Below are 17301 nucleotides of genomic sequence, written 5' to 3'. Positions count from 1 at the left end.
TAATGCCAGTCAGTTAAGCTGACTGGCATCTTTCTTTTTATGGGGATACTTAGATGGTTTTGGCTTAACCCATCGGGGATATCTTCTATCTTCTCGTCTAGCTGGAAGCTTAAATAAGACCAGTGTATCGAGTAAGTGCTGCCAGTGTATTGGAATGTTCCCTGGGCTCATTATAGATACTGACGAGAAATACTGAATGACAGCCATCGAACTGCTAGAGAAACTAAGCTGGTTAGGCCATATCCCTGTGACTGTCGCCGCCATCGTCATTATTCTTCGTATTAAATTATAGGCGAGTAACACGGCCCATAGCTCCTGACGCACCATGTCTGGACGCTTACTTCTTAAATGGTATGCGCTATCAAGCATGGTTTGTTTGATTTCTCTAAACCCAAGTTCTATCTCCCAACGATGACAATATAATTCAACAATTTCATTACCTGGATAACGCAATCTATCCGTCATCGAGGTTAATATACGGTAGCTTTTGCCCTTTATTGTTTTGCTGATTAATCTCGCTTTAATCGTTTCAGGAACATCGGGAAAGTTTTTTTGTGCATGCTTTGTTGTTTTCAATTCAATGATATGGTCATTTTTACCCGCGCTGGAGATGATTTCATACTGTAAGTCGGGCCTTGCTGGTATCAACCAGTGCCTCATCTCCCCAGTTTGGTGCCAACGGTTTAACAGGCCTAAAGAATAATATCCTTTATCAAACATAGTCAGTGAATTATCTGGTGTACGTTCAATTAAACGCTCAGCTAATTTCATCTCGTTGGTTTTATAGTTATCAAACTCGCTACTGAGAAGTTGATGGCTGGTCAATTCCATATGACAGACCATGCGTATTTGAGGAAAGGCTGTATCACCGTATTGGTTGCTACCTGAAGAGAAGGCTTTACGATTATCAGGCGTGTCGGCTGTTCGCCACACAACACCGTCAACAGCTAATAGGTTCAAACCATTCCATGTTTCGAATGACTGTTGCTTATACATTGATTGAGCAGATTTATTGAAAACGTGTTTAACGGAATCATCACCTAACCTTTGTCTCGCCTGTACCATCGCACTTGGAGCAACGAGTGGGTTCTTGCCAGGTAACATGATATCTAGCTTATTAGCGATATTCCAAACTGATTCTTTTCGAAACAATGCCATGCCAATAACTGACCACAAAACGGCTTCAAGCGGTAATCTTCGCTTACGAACGGTTGCAATCCCTGCTTGTTGAAAACCTTGTTCAATGATTTCAGGGTCAAGAATTTCTGATAATTTTTCAAAGGTATGGTATCGGCTGCTTTCTTCAAGTGTTGCTTGCAGTGCTTGTTCTATATTCACAAAAAATCCGTAGTTAGTTTCCTAACTACGGATTTTGCATGATCGTTTGGATCGGTCAACCGGTCATTTTCTTAACTGATCGGCATTAGTCTATTTAGGCTCTTTTTTTGTGCCTAAATTTGTACAGTAATTGTTTTCACACCCCGATGATAGTGTTAATCTGCAAAATAGATTTAGTCATTTTAATGCGCATACAGGAAGGGATTTATGCAAGCCGAACAAGTTGAAATCGCACAATTTTTAGCACAACATCCTCCTTTTGATGACTTACCTCAAAAAGCGCTTAATGAGCTAGCTCAACAAGTAGAAGTTGCTTATTTTAGAGCAAAAACAGACATTTTAAGTTTTGGACAAGACATATCTGATTTGTATGTGATTAGAAGTGGTTCTGTAGAAATGTATCGCCGAAATGGTGAGCTATACAATCGTTTGGCCATTGCAGGAATATTTGGTCAAATGGGTTTATTGATGAACCGTAAGGTGCGTTTTCCTGCAACTGCTCTTGAAGATACGTTAGTTTATTGTATAAATGTCGAGCTATTTAATCGTTACTGTGATGAGTTTGATGCGTTTGCTGATTACTTTGAAACAGATGGTAACGTGCGTTTACATCAAGCTATTGTTGAACAAGCTGATGGCAATGACCTTACAACCGCTAAAGTAAAATCATTAATTCACAGAGATGTAGTCACCGTAGATGCAACATCTACAATACAAGATATCGCTAAATTAATGACCGAAGAGGCTGTATCGTCAGTTTTGGTAACCGATGTAAATAAACCAATAAACGACGATCCTGAGGAAGATGATGGACAAGTCGTTGGCATAATAACCGATAGGGATTTACGCTCAAAAGTAGTGGCTAAAGGGCTTGATTTTAACACACAAGCAAAAGAGATTATGTCTACTAACTTAGTGCTTTTAGATGCTAATGACTATATTTTTGAAGCGGTACTGGCCATGCTCAGAGATAATCTCCATCATTTACCCGTAGTACAAAAAAGACGTCCTATAGGAGTTATCTCGCTCTCTGATATTTTACGTTACGAATCGCAAAGCAGCTTATTACTTGTACGCGGCATACTTGCTCAACAAACAATTGAGGATTTAGCGCATTATGCACGCCAATTACCCAATGTATTTGTCCGTATGGTTAACGAAGATGCAAATTCACACATGATTGGTACTGCCATGGCCGTTATCGGACGTACTTTTAAACAAAGATTACTGGTATTAGCTGAAGAAAAGTTTGGTCCACCTCCCGTTCCTTATTGTTTTATTGCACTGGGCTCAATGGCTCGCGACGAGCAACTTATTGTAACTGATCAAGATAACGCACTAATTTTAGATGACAGTTACGACGATGAAAAACATAACGCGTACTTTCAAAATATTGCCGATTTTGTGTGTGATGGCTTAGCGCAGTGTGGTTACACTTATTGTGATGGCGAAATAATGGCGTCGTTTAAAAAATGGCGTAAAACTCGCTCAGAGTGGTTCGATCAATTTGCAGATTGGATAGCCCAGCCAAAACCACAAGCACTGCTTAATAGCTCTATATTTTTTGATTTAGACGGTGTGTGGGGTAAAACCAAGTGGGCCGACGAGCTTAAAATATTTATAGCGAAACAAAGTAAAGTGAATCTTATATTTCTAGCAAATATGGCAGCAAATGCTCGAAATAGAACACCACCGCTTGGCTTTTTTAAAGGCTTTGTTATGGAGCATAACGGCCAACATAAGCGTTCAATGAACTTAAAGCGAAGAGGGACTGCACCACTTTCTGATGTTATACGCGTACACGCATTAGCTATTGGTTCGCGTAAACAAAACTCATTTGAGCGATTAGAAGATATTATTGAAGCTAAGCTATTACCGCAGGGTAAAGCGCAAGATTTACGTGATGCACTTGAGTATATTGCTATGATGCGAATTCGCCATCAAGCGTGGCAAATAGAGAAGGGCGAAGAGCCTGATAACGACTTAGACCCACATTTACTTTCTCCTTTTGAACAGCGAAACTTGAAAGAGGCATTCGCTATTTTAGAAAAAGCACAAAGCTATTTAAAATTTAGCTACACTGCAAACTCTGGTGTAAAGTAGCCTATGAATCAGCGTAATTACAAAGCAGTTGATTGGCAAGCTAGATACAACGAGCTTGCCAACAACACCGAAAATAAACTTCTAAAACACTTTTATGCAGGTGCTTATAACCAAGATAAAGCCGCAGTAGAAGATGTGCCTTTTGTAGCAATGGACTTTGAAACAACAGGTTTAAATAGCCAAAACGACGATATTGTGAGTGTTGGCTTAGTGCCATTTAATTTAAAGCGTATTTATTGCAAACACAGTCGGCATTGGGTTGTTCAACCAAGACGTAACCTGCATGAAGAATCTATTTTAATTCATGGAATAACGCACTCTGAGGTGGATGACGCACCTGACTTTAATCGAATTATTGAACCTTTACTTGAAGCGCTAAGTGGCAAAGTTGTCGTGGTGCATTACGCTGCAATAGAGCGCCATTTTTTAAATAATGCGTTATTACTGAGGCTTAAAGAAGGTATTGAGTTTGCACTTGTTGATACAATGGAGCTAGAAAAAAGAGCACTAAAAGCAAGGCAGGGAGTATTAGGCCGATTGTTTAACACAAAACTTGGATCGCTCAGATTAACAGATTGCCGCAAGCGATACTCATTACCTCCATATAATAACCATAATGCTCTAACGGATGCGCTTGCTACAGCCGAGCTTCTACAAGCGCAACTGAGTCATCATTACCGTGTAGATACTCCAATTTCAGAGTTGTGGGTATAATACCAATACGCAATGATACTTTAATCGTTTTGGGGGTTAAACCTGACGCTAGCTGCGTTAAAAATCTCTCATTTAGAATAACTAAATAACGAAATTTTTGCCTTACTATCGATACGATTTTCCTGCCACAAAATAGATCACTTTATTAAGCGAATTGGTATGATTTTAAATAGTTAAACAAAAAAACGCCGCAAAAATTGCGGCGCTTTTGTTACTAAGTAAAAGTATTACGTTACTTACTCAAAGTATTATTTAATTGAGCGAGGCTCAGTTCGTAAACCTAAAACTAAGCTTAAACACATAAATAACAATACAATAGTGAAAGGTAATCCTGCTGATACAGAGCCAGCTTGAAGTGCTTGAATCGCTTCAGTCCCGCCTANTACCGCACCTTGAGTCACAGCCCAAAAAATACGCTGTGGTACTGGAGCATCAATTTTGCCACCGGCAGTGATTGAATCAATTACCAAAGAACCAGAGTCCGATGAAGTAATAAAGAAAACCAATACTAAAATAATTGCTACAAATGATAAAATGTTCGCCATAGGTAATGCATCAAACATTTGGAACATAGCTAAAGGTACTTCAGTTAGGCCATTAGCACCTAGTTCACCTACACCGTTGATTACTTGATCAATTGCAATTCCGCCGTATATAGACATCCATAAAATAGTAACAGCAGTAGGAACAAGCAATACCGCAATTAAGAATTCACGAATTGTACGACCACGTGATACACGCGCGATAAACATACCTACGAACGGTGACCAAGAAATCCACCATGCCCAATAAGATACAGTCCACCCGTGCATCCAAGTTTCATCTTCACGACCATGAGGATTACTTAGTGGGATGATATTTTCTATATACCCCATAACAGTAGTCGGGATATTACCTACAGAAACAGCAAAGCCTACTAAAAAAACAAAGATAAGCAAAACTAAGGCGATTAGCATATTGGCATTACTAAGTACTTTAACGCCGCCATCAATCCCACGAATTACTGAAACAATAGCTAAAAGTGAAACACCTATAATGACTAAAATTTGTGAACCAACTCCGCCTGAGGTACCAAATACATGGTCTATTCCTGCAGAAGCTTGCTGTGCCCCAAGTCCTAAAGAAGTAGCAAGACCAAACAGGGTTGCAAGCACGGCTAAAATATCGATGAGGTGACCTGGCCAGCCCCATGCTCTATCACCTAAAATAGGATAAAAGATAGAACGAATAGACAGTGGTAAGCCTTTATTATAAGTAAAAAATGCAAGCGAAAGCCCTACAACGGCATAAATAGCCCACGGGTGAAGACCCCAGTGAAACATAGTCGCACCCATTGCTACTTTTGCCGCCTCGGGTGTATTAGGTGTTACATTCAGTGGTGTTTCAAACCAGCCTGTATAATAAGCAAGTGGTTCAGCAACGCCCCAAAACATTAAGCCAATACCCATTCCCGCAGCAAATAACATAGCTAACCATGAGATACGTGAGTGAGTCGGTTTAGCATCATCACCACCTAAACGAATGTTACCGTAAGGTGAAACAATAAGCGCTAAACAAAAAACAACGAAAAAATTAGCAGCCCACATAAATAAGGCGTCAAAGTTATTGATAATATCTGTTTTTATACCATCAAGAGCAGATTTAGCCGTTTGTGGATCGGTAACAAGAATGGCGATTAAAAAAATGACAATCAGTCCGGCACTTATGCCGAAAACAGAGTTATGTATATCAAGCCCCCATTTTTGTACGTTGTCTTGACCTACAGTGTAGTCTGTACTGTCAATACTATATTTGTCATGATTTTCCTTCATGCAATACCTCTTTAGTTGTCCTAACAAGCCAAAATAAATTCGGCATCATATCGAATTACATTAGCCTTTAAATATTAAGTAAATGTAATACCATAATTATTTGAAGACTAACTAATTTGAAGAGTGATCATACAGCTAGTAGTGTATGAGTTAAATATTAAATGTAAATGAATTTGTATTTAAAACGCTGTTTATATGGCCAAATTCATGATTTTTTCATTTAAAAGCCCTAAATTTAAAAATTCAGTGAACGTTAAAATTTAGTTTGCTATTAAAAGTATTAATTTACTTGGTTAAGTAAAAAAAGATCATTTTTAAGTAGCTTAATTAATGCTTAAATATTAGGGCTTGTTGACCTTTTAGGATTAAAATTTGTTCTATTTAGGAGCGATTTAATCGATCCTAAGTTTGTAACCTAACGGTGCTGTTTCAAATCTGCGTTATTCTACATGCTTACATACACGTGAGAATAATTAAAAACTGAGCAGCAAAGAGCAAATTTCCCTCCAGGGCTAGTATAAATTTATAAGCTGATAAGCATCTTTAATCAAGTTGTAATATGAATATGATTTAACACAACATTAGGGCATGTTGAATTTTGGCGATTGAATTTACAGTAGTATGTTTGGTTTTTAGGCAAGGCAGAGCCTATGTAGTGTGGTCATTCCCCATAAATAGGCAATAACGCAGCATAAATACCAAACATACACTGCCCTTTGGGTTCTTTCTAGGGACGATTAACTCTTTGTTACTCGGTTTTTACTTAGCCCACTAGGTTACAAACCTCGTGCCGCGATTTAATCGCCCCTAGATTGAACAAATTTCAATCCAAAAAGCTCAGCATGCCCTAAGCTATATTTTATAAATAGATAGGCAAAGGATTAATACTATTATGCGTGAATGCGCTTTAAACAATACCAATCAAAACGAACTTGTTAAACGCTTTTACAGCGTTAGAGGCGAAAGCCTGGCTATTATTGAACCACTCACTGTAGAAGATTGCCAATTACAAGCTATGGCAGATGCCAGCCCAAGTAAATGGCATTTAGCGCACACGACGTGGTTTTTTGAAACGTTTTTACTTAGTGTTTATTGCAAGCAGTACACTGTGTTTAACTCTCACTACCGAATGCTTTTCAATTCTTACTACAATGGTATTGGAGAGCAATTTAAGCGCGCACACCGAGGTAGTTTATCCAGGCCTAGTTTAGATGAAGTTTTAGCTTATAGAGAGCATGTAGATAGCTGTGTGGTTGAATTACTTAAAACTGAAGTTAGCCCACAAATTAAAGATATTATTGAACTTGGGTTACACCACGAGCAACAGCATCAAGAACTAATGCTGATGGACATCAAATATAACTTTTCAGTAAATCCATTATTTCCGCAATATAAAATATCGTTTTTAAATAGCCAAAACAAATCAACTGATATTAAGCCCCTTAATTTTATAAACTTTGAGCAAGGTATTATTAATATAGGCACAAATGCCGACGATGAATTTGCATACGATAACGAGCGCCCTAAACACCAAGTATTAATTCATCCATTTAGCTTCGCCAATAAGTTGGTCACTAATGGGGAATATTTAGAGTTTATAAATGCCGGTGGATACAGCAATCCACAGTATTGGTTAAGTGACGGTTGGGCAAATATACAAAACAACGCTCTAACGCAACCATTGTATTGGCATTGTATAGATAACGAGTGGTTTGAGTTTACACACTATGGATTAGAACCTCTTAATTTAAATGCCCCGATCTGTCATGTTAGTTATTTTGAGGCCAGTGCATATGCTAATTTTGTAAAGGCTCGCTTGCCTACAGAGTTCGAATGGGAATATGCAGCTAAAAATACACCTTCAACAGAGATTAATAATCACTACCTAACACCTCAGCAAGCAAATAGTGATACTGAAATAAATCAGTTAACTGATTCGTGTTGGCAATGGACGAACAGTGCATATTTACCATACCCCGGTTTTAAGCCTATTGAAGGAATAGCAGGGGAATACAATGGTAAGTTTATGAATAACCAAATGGTGTTACGTGGTGGGTGTGTGTTTACCCCTCAAAACCATTTACGACAAACATACCGTAATTTTTATTACCCGCATCAAGCGTGGATGTGCAGCGGGATAAGACTAGCTAAGGATATAGTATGAGCCAAGTAACAGCGATTAAGCAAAGCAACATAACCGACACTGAATTTCTAAACGACGTGATAAGCGGATTAACTCAACAACAAAAAACGCTTCCGTGTAAATATTTTTATGATGATAAAGGTGCTGCATTATTTGAGCAAATAACAACCTTACAAGAGTATTATGTTACACGTACTGAGCTTTCTATATTAGAGCAACACTCAAAGTCGATTGCTCAAATGCTACCTGAAAACCTCTCTATTATAGAGCCTGGCTGTGGCTCGGGTAAAAAGGTAGCCTATTTATTAGCGCATATGGCAAACGTTAAAACCTTTGTACCGTTTGAAATATCTGAGGAGATGCTCAGTTATTCACTTGCACATTTGTCACCGTTATTTCCAGATTTGGCAATTTCGCCATTATTAGGAGACTTTACACATAGCCAAATGGTCAAACAGCTAACCAAAGACACCGCTTTAGACAGTCAAACTAATTTGGTGTACTTTCCGGGCTCTACTCTTGGTAATTTTGCCCCAGTTAAAGCCATAGAAATTATGAATAATTTCCATCGCTTATGCGGTGTAAATGGTTATGTATTAATTGGGGTTGATTTAGTAAAAGAGCGCCAAGTGTTACTTGATGCATATAACGATAAAGCGGGAGTTACCGCCGCGTTTAATAAAAACTTACTACAACGTATTAATAACGAGTTAAATGGCACATTTAACTTAGACAATTTTAGCCACGAGTCACGCTTTAACGAGCAACATAGCCGTATCGAAATGCATTTAGTAAGTAATCGTACTCAAAGCGTGATTATAAATGATCAGCAAATAGACTTTATAGAAGGCGAAAGTATCCATACAGAAAACTCTCACAAGTACACGCTCGAGTCGTTTAAGCAGCTTGCAGCGCAAGCTAATTTAAAGTTAGAGCAAACATGGCAAGACGATAGTAACTATTTTGCCCTGTGTTTATTAAGACCGCTTTAAACGTTACTTAAGTTTAGGGCGTGTTGATCTTTGATAGTTGAATTTGCAGCAATATGTTTGGTTTTTAGGCAAGGCAGAGCCTATGAAGTGTGGTTATTCCACATAAATAGGCAATAACGCAGCATAAATGCCAAACATGTGCTGCCCTTCGGGTTCTGCCTAGGGGCGATAAACTCTTTGTTGCTCGATTTTTACTTAGCCCACTAGGTTACAAACCTCGCGCCGCGATTTAATCGCCCCTAGATTGAACAAATTTCAATTCGCAAAGATCAACACGCCCTAGTAAATGACAACTTGGGCATTGTTAAACTCATAGTTTAGCAATGCGCCATTATTTGATTGCTGTATAAGCTTAGCTTTATTTAAACCATGCAGTCTAAATAGAAGTGGGGCAATAACAGATACCGCAGAGCCCGTTGCACTGTCCTCATTTACGCCAAACTGGGGGGCAAAATATCTAAAACGCGCTATGGCATTTTTCTTGTCTTTATTTTTTATACTAAGGGTAATTACTGCATTTTTGTGGAGTGCACACAAAGCTTTAAAATCAACGTGTACGCTTTTTAAATCGTCTTTTTTAACTGATTCATCGAATTCTTTACTAAATTCTTTATTAAATAATACAACCGTATAACCGTTTTTATCAGCGGTAGTGTAGGCTGCTTTTATTGCTACTGAAAACACACTTTTTAACTCACCTTCAGCTAACTCGCTTTTTTTAGGCTCTATGCTTTTTAGTAACAGCTGAGCGCCTTGTTTTTTTACTCTTATAGTAAAGCGCTCATTACTCATTGAAGTAAATACTTCAGGGCAATAACCCAAATGGTCTATTAAAAAATTAGCGGCTGCTAAAGTACCATGTCCACAGCGTTTAATTTCACTCGTTTGATTAAACCAGCGAATTTTACAATGGCGTTTAGTTATCTCATTTTGATTTAAAAATACAGTAGCAGGGTAAGTTGATTGTGATGCAATATATTGCATTGTTTTTGATGTTAACCCATTTTTATAAATAACAATTAAAGCACTTGAGCCTTTTAAGTTATGTGCAGGGCTATAAAAAACAGATTCGGTGGAAGTGAGCTTTATAAAGCGAAGCGTAAGCCATTTAGGCTTACGCTTCGCTAAACAAAGAGTATTAACCTTTGCTTGCATATGCGTCGTTATGAACGCCTGCAGCACGACCTGATGGATCAGCATTGTTTTGGAACGATGCGTCCCATGCAAGTGCTTCAGGAGTCGAACACGCTACCGATTTACCATGCGGTACACATTTAGCTGATGCATCACCAGTGAAATGCGATTCAAAAATAGTACGGTAGTAGTAAGCTTCTTTTGAATCTGGTGTATTAATAGGGTATTTAAATTTTGCATTTGCAAGCTCTTGATCGCTCACTTGCTCATTTACAAACTCTTTTAAGGTATCAATCCAGCTGTAGCCTACACCGTCTGAAAATTGCTCTTTTTGACGCCATAGCACTTCATCAGGTAAGTAACCTTCAAAGCCTTCACGTAAAATGTGTTTTTCAATTTTTCCATCTTTACACATTTTAGCTTCAGGGTTGATACGCATAGCAACATCAACAAATTCTTTATCAAGAAACGGTACACGTGCTTCTACGCCCCATGCCGCCATTGATTTATTAGCACGTAAACAGTCAAACATATGCAGTTTTGATACTTTACGGTTTAGCTCTTCATGAAACTCTTGTGCGTTAGGGGCTTTATGGAAGTATAAGTAACCACCAAATAGCTCATCAGCACCTTCGCCAGATAACACCATTTTAATGCCCATTGCTTTAATTTGGCGAGCCATTAGGTACATAGGTGTAGAGGCACGAATTGTTGTTACGTCGTAGGTTTCTATGTGGTAAATCACTTCACGTAATGCATCAATACCTTCTTGAATGGTAAAAATGATAGGGTGATGAATAGTACCAATCATGTCAGCTACTTTTTGTGCAGCCGCTAAATCAGGTGAGCCATCAAGACCTACTGAAAAAGAATGCAGCTTAGGCCACCATGCATCGCTTTCGTCGTTATCTTCAATACGTTTTGCAGCAAAGCGCTGGGTAATAGCAGAGATAACCGATGAGTCTAAACCACCAGAAAGTAATACACCGTAAGGCACGTCACACATTAATTGACGTTTAACGGCCGCTTCTAATGCATCTTTAACGTCTTGCGCTTCTGCGCTGTTATCTTTAACTGCATCAAATGTTTCCCAATCACGTTTGTAATAAGGCGTCATTTTGCCATCTTTGCTGTACAGGTAATGCCCTGGTGGAAATTCTTCAATATGCTTACAAATTGGAGAAAGTGCTTTTAGCTCAGAAGCAACGTAAAAGTTACCGTGCTCGTCGTGACCGGTGTAAAGCGGGATAATACCAATATGGTCACGGCCAATTAAGTAGGCGTCATTTTCTTCGTCGTATAAACAAAATGCAAAAATGCCATTTAGGTCATCTAAAAAGTCAGGCCCTTTTTGTTTATACAGCGCTAAAATAACTTCACAGTCTGATTGAGTTTGAAAAGTAAAATCAACGTCTAACTCTGCTGCAAGTTCTTTATGATTATAAATCTCACCGTTAACCGCTAAAATATTTGTTTTTTCAGGATTGTATAAAGGCTGTGCACCGCTTGATACACCAACAATAGCTAAACGCTCATGCACTAAAATAGCTTTTTCAGATGCATATACACCAGACCAATCTGGGCCACGGTGTCTAAGCAGCTTTGACATTTCAATTGCTTGGGTACGCAATTGAGTGGGATCAGATTTAATATCTAATACCCCAAAAATTGAACACATAGTAACTCCTCATTCCTATTATGTGTGCAGCAGAGCCAATTTGCTGTGCTGCGAAACCTTGTTTTATCAGAAAAAATTACTCAAGTCACATAGCTTTTACAATTAATTAAGAATAATTTATGCACCAAGCTAGATGTAATTGCACCAAAGTGGTTAATGCGTAGTTCCTGCTGCTATTTTTACGTCGCTATTATTGTTCAAAGCTTGTGCAATCATAACTCTCAGGGCATTAATAACGGTTTCTTCGCTCATGCTTGGTGCGCCATTGTGGTGCACAGCTTGGCTTGGTAAATAAGGAATATGCACAAAGCCACCTTTCATTACAGCGCAGTGATCATTTATGTAATGCATAAGACCATACATAACGTGATTACACACATACGTACCTGCTGTATTGGAAATGGCAGCAGGTATATTGCTGTTGTGCAGTGCTTGTAACATGCGCTTTATTGGTAAGTTTGTGAAATAGGCATCAGGGCCATTTTTTTCTATTGGTGTATCGATAGGCTGCTTACCTGCATTGTCTTTAATGCGTGCATCGTCAACGTTTATTGCAATACGCTCAATTGATATTTCGCTGCGCCCACCAGCTTGGCCTATACATAAAACAACCGCCGGATTGTGCGACTCAATGGCGTTTATAAGCTGACTGATAGACGTATTAAATTCACAGGCAAGTTCTAGTGTACATATTTTGTGTTTCATGATGATAGTTTCATCAAGTTTTTGCACTGCTTGCCAAGAAGGATTGATAGCTTCGCCACCAAAAGGAGCAAAGCCAGTTATTAATACACACGGCATAGTAGAAGTTGATTTAGTCATTAAACACCAAGCTATACATTAAAATAATATTAACGGCGAGTAAGGAAACGGCCGTCGGAATTTGAACCTTTATTACATGGTACCTATTTTTTAAATCTAGGACGTGTTGATTCTAGAATATTTTATAGGTTATTTTTAAGTGCAAGGCTCAATTGATGTAGGTGCCCGTCAAGTTTCTGCTTCGCCTTTGCTGCTTCTTCAAACGTTACATATTTAAATTCAACAGTATCTAAAGGTCTAAATTGTGCAAATTGATGTAAGTCGGCTTCAATTACAGTCCCTAAAAGAGGGTAGCCCCCGGTTGTTTGACCATCGTTAAGTAGCACAATAGGCTCACCATTCGGTGGCAGTTGAATACTCCCAGGACTCACCCCTAGTGATGGCAAAGAGTGCGAATGTGCCAAATTATTTTTATGCTCAAGCCTTACGCCCATTCGGTTGCTGTTACTACTAACTTTAAATGCGGTAGATACAAAGTTGTTAAGTAAAGGCTCGCCTAACAAATTAGCATGAGGGCTTGGGTGCAGTCTTATAAGCTTGCGCTGGGCGGGAGCAATTGCGCCTACTTTTATAAACTCTCCATAATAAGGAGTAATAGGTATTTCATCGCCAGTGGCGAGAGCTCTACCTTCAATACCACCAAAACATGCGTTCAAATCTGTAGATTTAGAGCCCATAACTTCAGTATTTTGTATACCGCCTTTAACCGCTAAATAAGCTCTTAAGCCCGCTCTACCAGTAGCAAAGCTCAGTACTTGTTTATTTTTTACTGTGTATGTCCAACCAGGGTAAATTGCTTGTCCATCAAGGGTTGCTTGCAAATCTGCACCATGAAGCGCAATTACTGTGTCGCAGGTGAATTCCAGCTCGCACAGACCAACAGTTATTTCTAAAACGGCATCATTGTCGTTATTGTTAAGTAATCTATTAGCAATTATTTGTACAAAGGGGTCTAAGCTGCCCGCTTTGTTTACACCTAGATGGCGGTAGCCATCACGGCCAAAATCTTGAATTGTAAGTAATACACCACTTTTAAGTACTTTAATCATGAGTTGCTCCTTTATTAACTAGCGGAACAAATTCAAGCGTATCGCCTGGTTGAATTAAACAAGGTTGCTCCGAGGTCGAATCAAACAAAGCAGTATCTGTATGACCTATTATGTGCCAACCACCAGGGGTATCTGCGGGGTAAATTCCGGTTTGTTCAGCACCTATCGCAACAGAGCCTTTAGAAACTTTAATGCGTGGCTCATCACGCCTTGGCGTATGTAATTGCTCTTCTAAACCATGTAGGTAAGCAAAACCGGGCTGAAAGCCTAAAAATAAAACGTGGTACTTGGTTTTACTATGAATATTAATAACCTCATCAGCGCTTAAATTATGATAACGAGCCACGTAATTAATATCCTCACCCTTGTATATGGTTTCGATTAAGTGATGTTGCCCTTTAAAAGTACTCGTTTTAATATCATTCCACAGCGAAGGTAGCACTTGTAACCACTTATTTAAGTGTTTATCTGATTTTAAATAGAGAGTGAGCGAGTTCATGGCTGGCACCAAATCGGTAAATTCATCAGTGCTTTTACAGTGGCTAGCTAAAGCCCAAATTTTCTTTTGAATAGAGAGTCTATCTGTAGCGTCTAAATGCGATGCATCAAGTAGTAAACTACTGTTTGTTAATGCATAAATATGGGGAGCTGGCTTCATTAAATAAACCTATTTGTACAACATAATTTAAACGTAACACAGTTTTATTAATTTATTTACACCATTGCGACTAAGTGGTTATGTTTAGTGTTTATTTTCCCAGCTTACTTTAAGAGTGTTTTTATATTCAATTAATCGTATTTAATTTATTGAGGACTAAAACTTAATACATTTCGTACTAAATAAGTAATTAGGTTGAAATGAAAATTAAGATAAGGAGGTCTTAATTAGCACGCACTTGTTTATGAGGTACTTTATGAAACACCAGCATTTATTATATTTATCAGGCGCTGCTATTATATTTAGCGCAGGCAGCTTTGCTTTATCTATGGAAAAGGTAGAACACAGTAATGTAGAAGCCACCATGCATGTAGAAACCATTGTACTGGGGTCTGGTTGTTTTTGGGGAGCAGAAAAACGCTACGAAGCGCTTAATGGCGTTATTGATGCTGAGTCGGGTTATGCAGATGGCCATGGGTTTAAAGCAACGTACAGAAATATCACCGATCAGTCTCGTCGTTTTGACGAGAACAATTATGCTGAAGTTGTGCAAGTTATGTATAACAGCAATATAATTTCAGCAGAAGATCTCTTAAAAAACTATTTTGAAAGTCACGATCCTACGCAAAAAAATCGCCAAGGTAACGACATCGGTACGCAATATCGTTCAATTGTATTAACGACTACTGATGCACAAGCTAAAGTAGCTGAGCAAGTTAAATCGCAATATCAGCAGCTTTTAACTGATGCGAGCTACGGCAAAATCGAAACGGTTATTAAACCGCTTACAGGTTTTGTATCGGCAGAAGAATATCATCAAAATTATCTAGAAAAGAACCCTAATGGCTATTGCCCCGATCATTCTACAGGGGTAGTTTTTAATAAAACACCCGTAGAAAAAGCAGACAATAGTGCTTTGCTCGCAGGTAAGCAAATAGTGGTACTTGATTCTCGTGATTACTGCCCGTACTGTGAAAAATTTAAAAAAGCAGTCGCAAATGATTACAAAGGCACAATACCTATGACATTTCGCCATGCTGACCAACTTAATGATTTAACTATTAAGTCAGCCACGTGGGCAACGCCGACTATTTTATTTTTAGAAAATGGCGTTGAGGTATATGGCCGTCAAGGCTATGCAACACCTGAAGAGTTTTATAAAGCATTAGGCGCTTTTAAATTAGGTAACAGTGATGCTTATAAAGTTGCATTCGATGCACGAACAGATAGACCTTATTGTAAAGAGTACAAAGAGTTTAAAAATACACCTGATGGTACTTTTGTTGATAAATTAAGTGGAGAGCCACTATTTGATACAAGCGATAGGTTTAACTCCGGTACTGGTTGGTTGTCGTTTAAGCACCCAGTAAAAAGTAGTGTAACGCAGCATGACGATAGCAGCTGGGGAATGACACGTATTGAGCTACGTTCTAAAAGTACAGGTATTCATCTTGGTCATTTATTCCCAGGAGAAGGCCCTAGAGGCACAGACCGCTACTGTATAAACGCAACAGTACTCGATTTTGTACCAAGAGATAAAAGCTAAACCTTTTACTTTGTAAAGCCTGATTTTAATCAGGCTTTTTTTTACATAAAATAGATTTATCATATTCTTTGCAAATTTGTTAAAATTAAAGCGTTGAGCTACACATCAATAATATTACTTAGGTTGTAAATGAATCAATTTATAAAAAATAACGACGCAGTTAATGTATTTGCCTTTAGCTTTATTAATTTTTATTACCGATGCTAAGTCGGCAACCCACTATGTCGTCGGCGTAGAGAATATAGAGTATCTACCTACTTTGATGGTAGTGGAACAAATGGTGCAGATTATTATGGCTTCAGTGAAGAGTTGCTCACATTATTTGCACAGCAGCACGATTTTGAATTTGAGTTTTACACGCTACCAATTAATCGTCTCTATAAAGAATTCATTGATCACCATCATGTTGATTTTAAATATCCTGATAACTCTCAATGGAAACCAAGTTATAAAGCTTCCTTTGGTGATTTAAATGAAATTATTTATTCGCAGCCAACCGTTGTGACTAAAACGGGTATTGCGAGTTTAAATAAAAATATCACTATTGATGAATGCGTTAGTTTTGCAACGGTGAGAGGGTTTACGTCTCAAAGCTTTAAACCTTTAATGAATAACGAAAACGTTGAGCTAATTGAAACAGCTAACGTAATGGAATTAATAGAGATGCTTTTAAAAGAGCGAGTGGAGTGTATTTACATATCTAACGATGTATTAAACTATAATATTGTTAAATATTTCAAATTAACCCGACCCGTTTATTTTCAAAACGAATTGCCGACAGATTTACAAGCCTTTTTATTATCGTCGATTGACTACCCTGAGGTAGTTAAGAAATTTGATACATTCTTGCTTTCACATAAAGTGCAAATAAGTAAATTAAAAAAAGAGTATCAAATAAAAAATTAACTATCGAGTAGGGTGAGGCTTATGCCTCATCCCTCTCACAGAACCGTACGTACGGACCTCGTATACGGCTCCTGTACCCTTCACATTTTATCAACTTATTTCCTAAACGCTGATAAAGCAAGCCATCCCGTATTCACTTTTTCTATTGGATATAAACCAAGCTCCTCAAACCATTGGTTTGGCATCGATACACAAGATAAAGGGCTTAGTGAGTTACGCCACGAGTTCATCTTTATGAACTTAAACGGTGGCTTTTTCCCTAACTGCTTTAGTCGTCGATGTAGCCTTGATGGCTTCTTCCACAACCTCAGCTGTATTGCCCTTAGTCTTCGTCTGATCCAACCTGCCAAGGCTTTTAGCTCTCGCTTACAATTGGCTATACTAAAATAATTTACAAAACCGCGCAC

14 protein-coding genes and 1 pseudogene are annotated in these 17301 nt (G+C 38.4%); 6 read left to right on the top strand and 9 right to left on the bottom strand.

Annotation, left to right across the window (positions count from 1 at the left end; all coding sequences use genetic code 11):
- Positions 1-9: 9 nt before the first annotated feature.
- Positions 10-1332, bottom strand: coding sequence for an IS4 family transposase (locus tag L655_RS0103385; protein ID WP_198925100.1), 1323 nt, complete (start codon positions 1330-1332; stop codon positions 10-12).
- A gap of 213 nt (positions 1333-1545) precedes the next feature.
- Here L655_RS0103385 and L655_RS0103380 point away from each other — a divergent pair, with 213 nt between their 5' ends.
- Together L655_RS0103380 and L655_RS0103375 are read left to right on the top strand one after the other, a co-directional pair.
- Positions 1546-3441, top strand: a complete 1896-nt coding sequence (locus L655_RS0103380) for a DUF294 nucleotidyltransferase-like domain-containing protein (RefSeq protein WP_024604101.1) — start codon at positions 1546-1548, stop codon at positions 3439-3441.
- A 3-nt stretch (positions 3442-3444) separates the two neighbouring features.
- The gene (locus L655_RS0103375) at positions 3445-4155 is read left to right on the top strand and encodes a 3'-5' exonuclease (RefSeq protein WP_024604100.1); all 711 of its coding nucleotides are present in this window, start codon (positions 3445-3447) and stop codon (positions 4153-4155) included.
- Positions 4156-4403: 248 nt separating this feature from the next.
- Here the strand turns inward: L655_RS0103375 and L655_RS0103370 are convergent, their stop codons facing one another.
- Complete coding sequence (locus tag L655_RS0103370) at positions 4404-5966, bottom strand: BCCT family transporter (RefSeq protein ID WP_024604099.1); 1563 nt, start codon at positions 5964-5966, stop codon at positions 4404-4406.
- Between the two features lie 892 nt (positions 5967-6858).
- On the opposite strand from L655_RS0103370, the gene egtB reads away from it, so the two are divergent.
- Together egtB and egtD are read left to right on the top strand one after the other, a co-directional pair.
- On the top strand, positions 6859-8130 hold the full coding sequence (egtB, locus tag L655_RS0103365; protein ID WP_024604098.1) for an ergothioneine biosynthesis protein EgtB: 1272 nt from the start codon (positions 6859-6861) through the stop codon (positions 8128-8130).
- Complete coding sequence (gene egtD / locus L655_RS0103360; protein ID WP_024604097.1) at positions 8127-9101, top strand: L-histidine N(alpha)-methyltransferase; 975 nt, start codon at positions 8127-8129, stop codon at positions 9099-9101. The genes egtB and egtD overlap by 4 nt, the downstream gene beginning before the upstream one ends.
- Positions 9102-9380: 279 nt before the next feature.
- Here egtD and L655_RS0103355 read toward each other — a convergent pair whose 3' ends face one another.
- From L655_RS0103355 to pxpB, 6 genes and pseudogenes are all read right to left on the bottom strand, one after another.
- Complete coding sequence (locus L655_RS0103355) at positions 9381-10256, bottom strand: PhzF family phenazine biosynthesis protein (RefSeq protein ID WP_024604096.1); 876 nt, start codon at positions 10254-10256, stop codon at positions 9381-9383.
- Positions 10240-11913 carry an asparagine synthase B gene (gene asnB / locus L655_RS0103350; RefSeq protein WP_024604095.1) on the bottom strand — a complete coding sequence of 558 codons (1674 nt, stop codon included), beginning with the start codon at positions 11911-11913 and terminating at the stop codon, positions 10240-10242. The genes L655_RS0103355 and asnB overlap by 17 nt, the downstream gene beginning before the upstream one ends.
- 153 nt (positions 11914-12066) lie before the next feature.
- Positions 12067-12735, bottom strand: coding sequence for a pyroglutamyl-peptidase I (gene pcp, locus L655_RS0103345; protein WP_080670012.1), 669 nt, complete (start codon positions 12733-12735; stop codon positions 12067-12069).
- Positions 12728-12835: pseudogene (locus L655_RS1000000127780) on the bottom strand (DUF979 family protein); the annotation flags it as partial. The gene pcp and the pseudogene L655_RS1000000127780, both read right to left, overlap by 8 nt.
- A 22-nt stretch (positions 12836-12857) precedes the next feature.
- On the bottom strand, positions 12858-13784 hold the full coding sequence (locus tag L655_RS0103340; protein ID WP_024604094.1) for a biotin-dependent carboxyltransferase family protein: 927 nt from the start codon (positions 13782-13784) through the stop codon (positions 12858-12860).
- Positions 13777-14442, bottom strand: coding sequence for a 5-oxoprolinase subunit PxpB (pxpB, locus tag L655_RS0103335; RefSeq protein WP_024604093.1), 666 nt, complete (start codon positions 14440-14442; stop codon positions 13777-13779). The genes L655_RS0103340 and pxpB overlap by 8 nt, the downstream gene beginning before the upstream one ends.
- Positions 14443-14698: 256 nt before the next feature.
- Between pxpB and msrA the strand changes: the two genes are divergently transcribed.
- Complete coding sequence (gene msrA / locus L655_RS0103330) at positions 14699-15988, top strand: peptide-methionine (S)-S-oxide reductase MsrA (RefSeq protein WP_024604092.1); 1290 nt, start codon at positions 14699-14701, stop codon at positions 15986-15988.
- Between the two features lie 309 nt (positions 15989-16297).
- Entirely contained in the window at positions 16298-16894 is a 597-nt protein-coding gene (locus tag L655_RS01000000124975; protein ID WP_241764431.1) for an amino acid ABC transporter substrate-binding protein, read from the top strand.
- Between the two features lie 95 nt (positions 16895-16989).
- On the opposite strand, the gene L655_RS0103320 is transcribed toward L655_RS01000000124975, so the two are convergent.
- Positions 16990-17301 (bottom strand): group II intron maturase-specific domain-containing protein (locus L655_RS0103320; RefSeq protein WP_024605253.1); only part of this gene is annotated, 312 nt, incomplete at its 5' end.

Origin of the sequence: Pseudoalteromonas sp. TAE79 (assembly GCF_000498015.1) — a bacterium.
Taxonomy (GTDB): domain Bacteria; phylum Pseudomonadota; class Gammaproteobacteria; order Enterobacterales; family Alteromonadaceae; genus Pseudoalteromonas.
The sequence above is the reverse complement of the archived record's forward strand: the minus strand, read 5'-3'. Positions and strand labels throughout refer to the sequence as shown.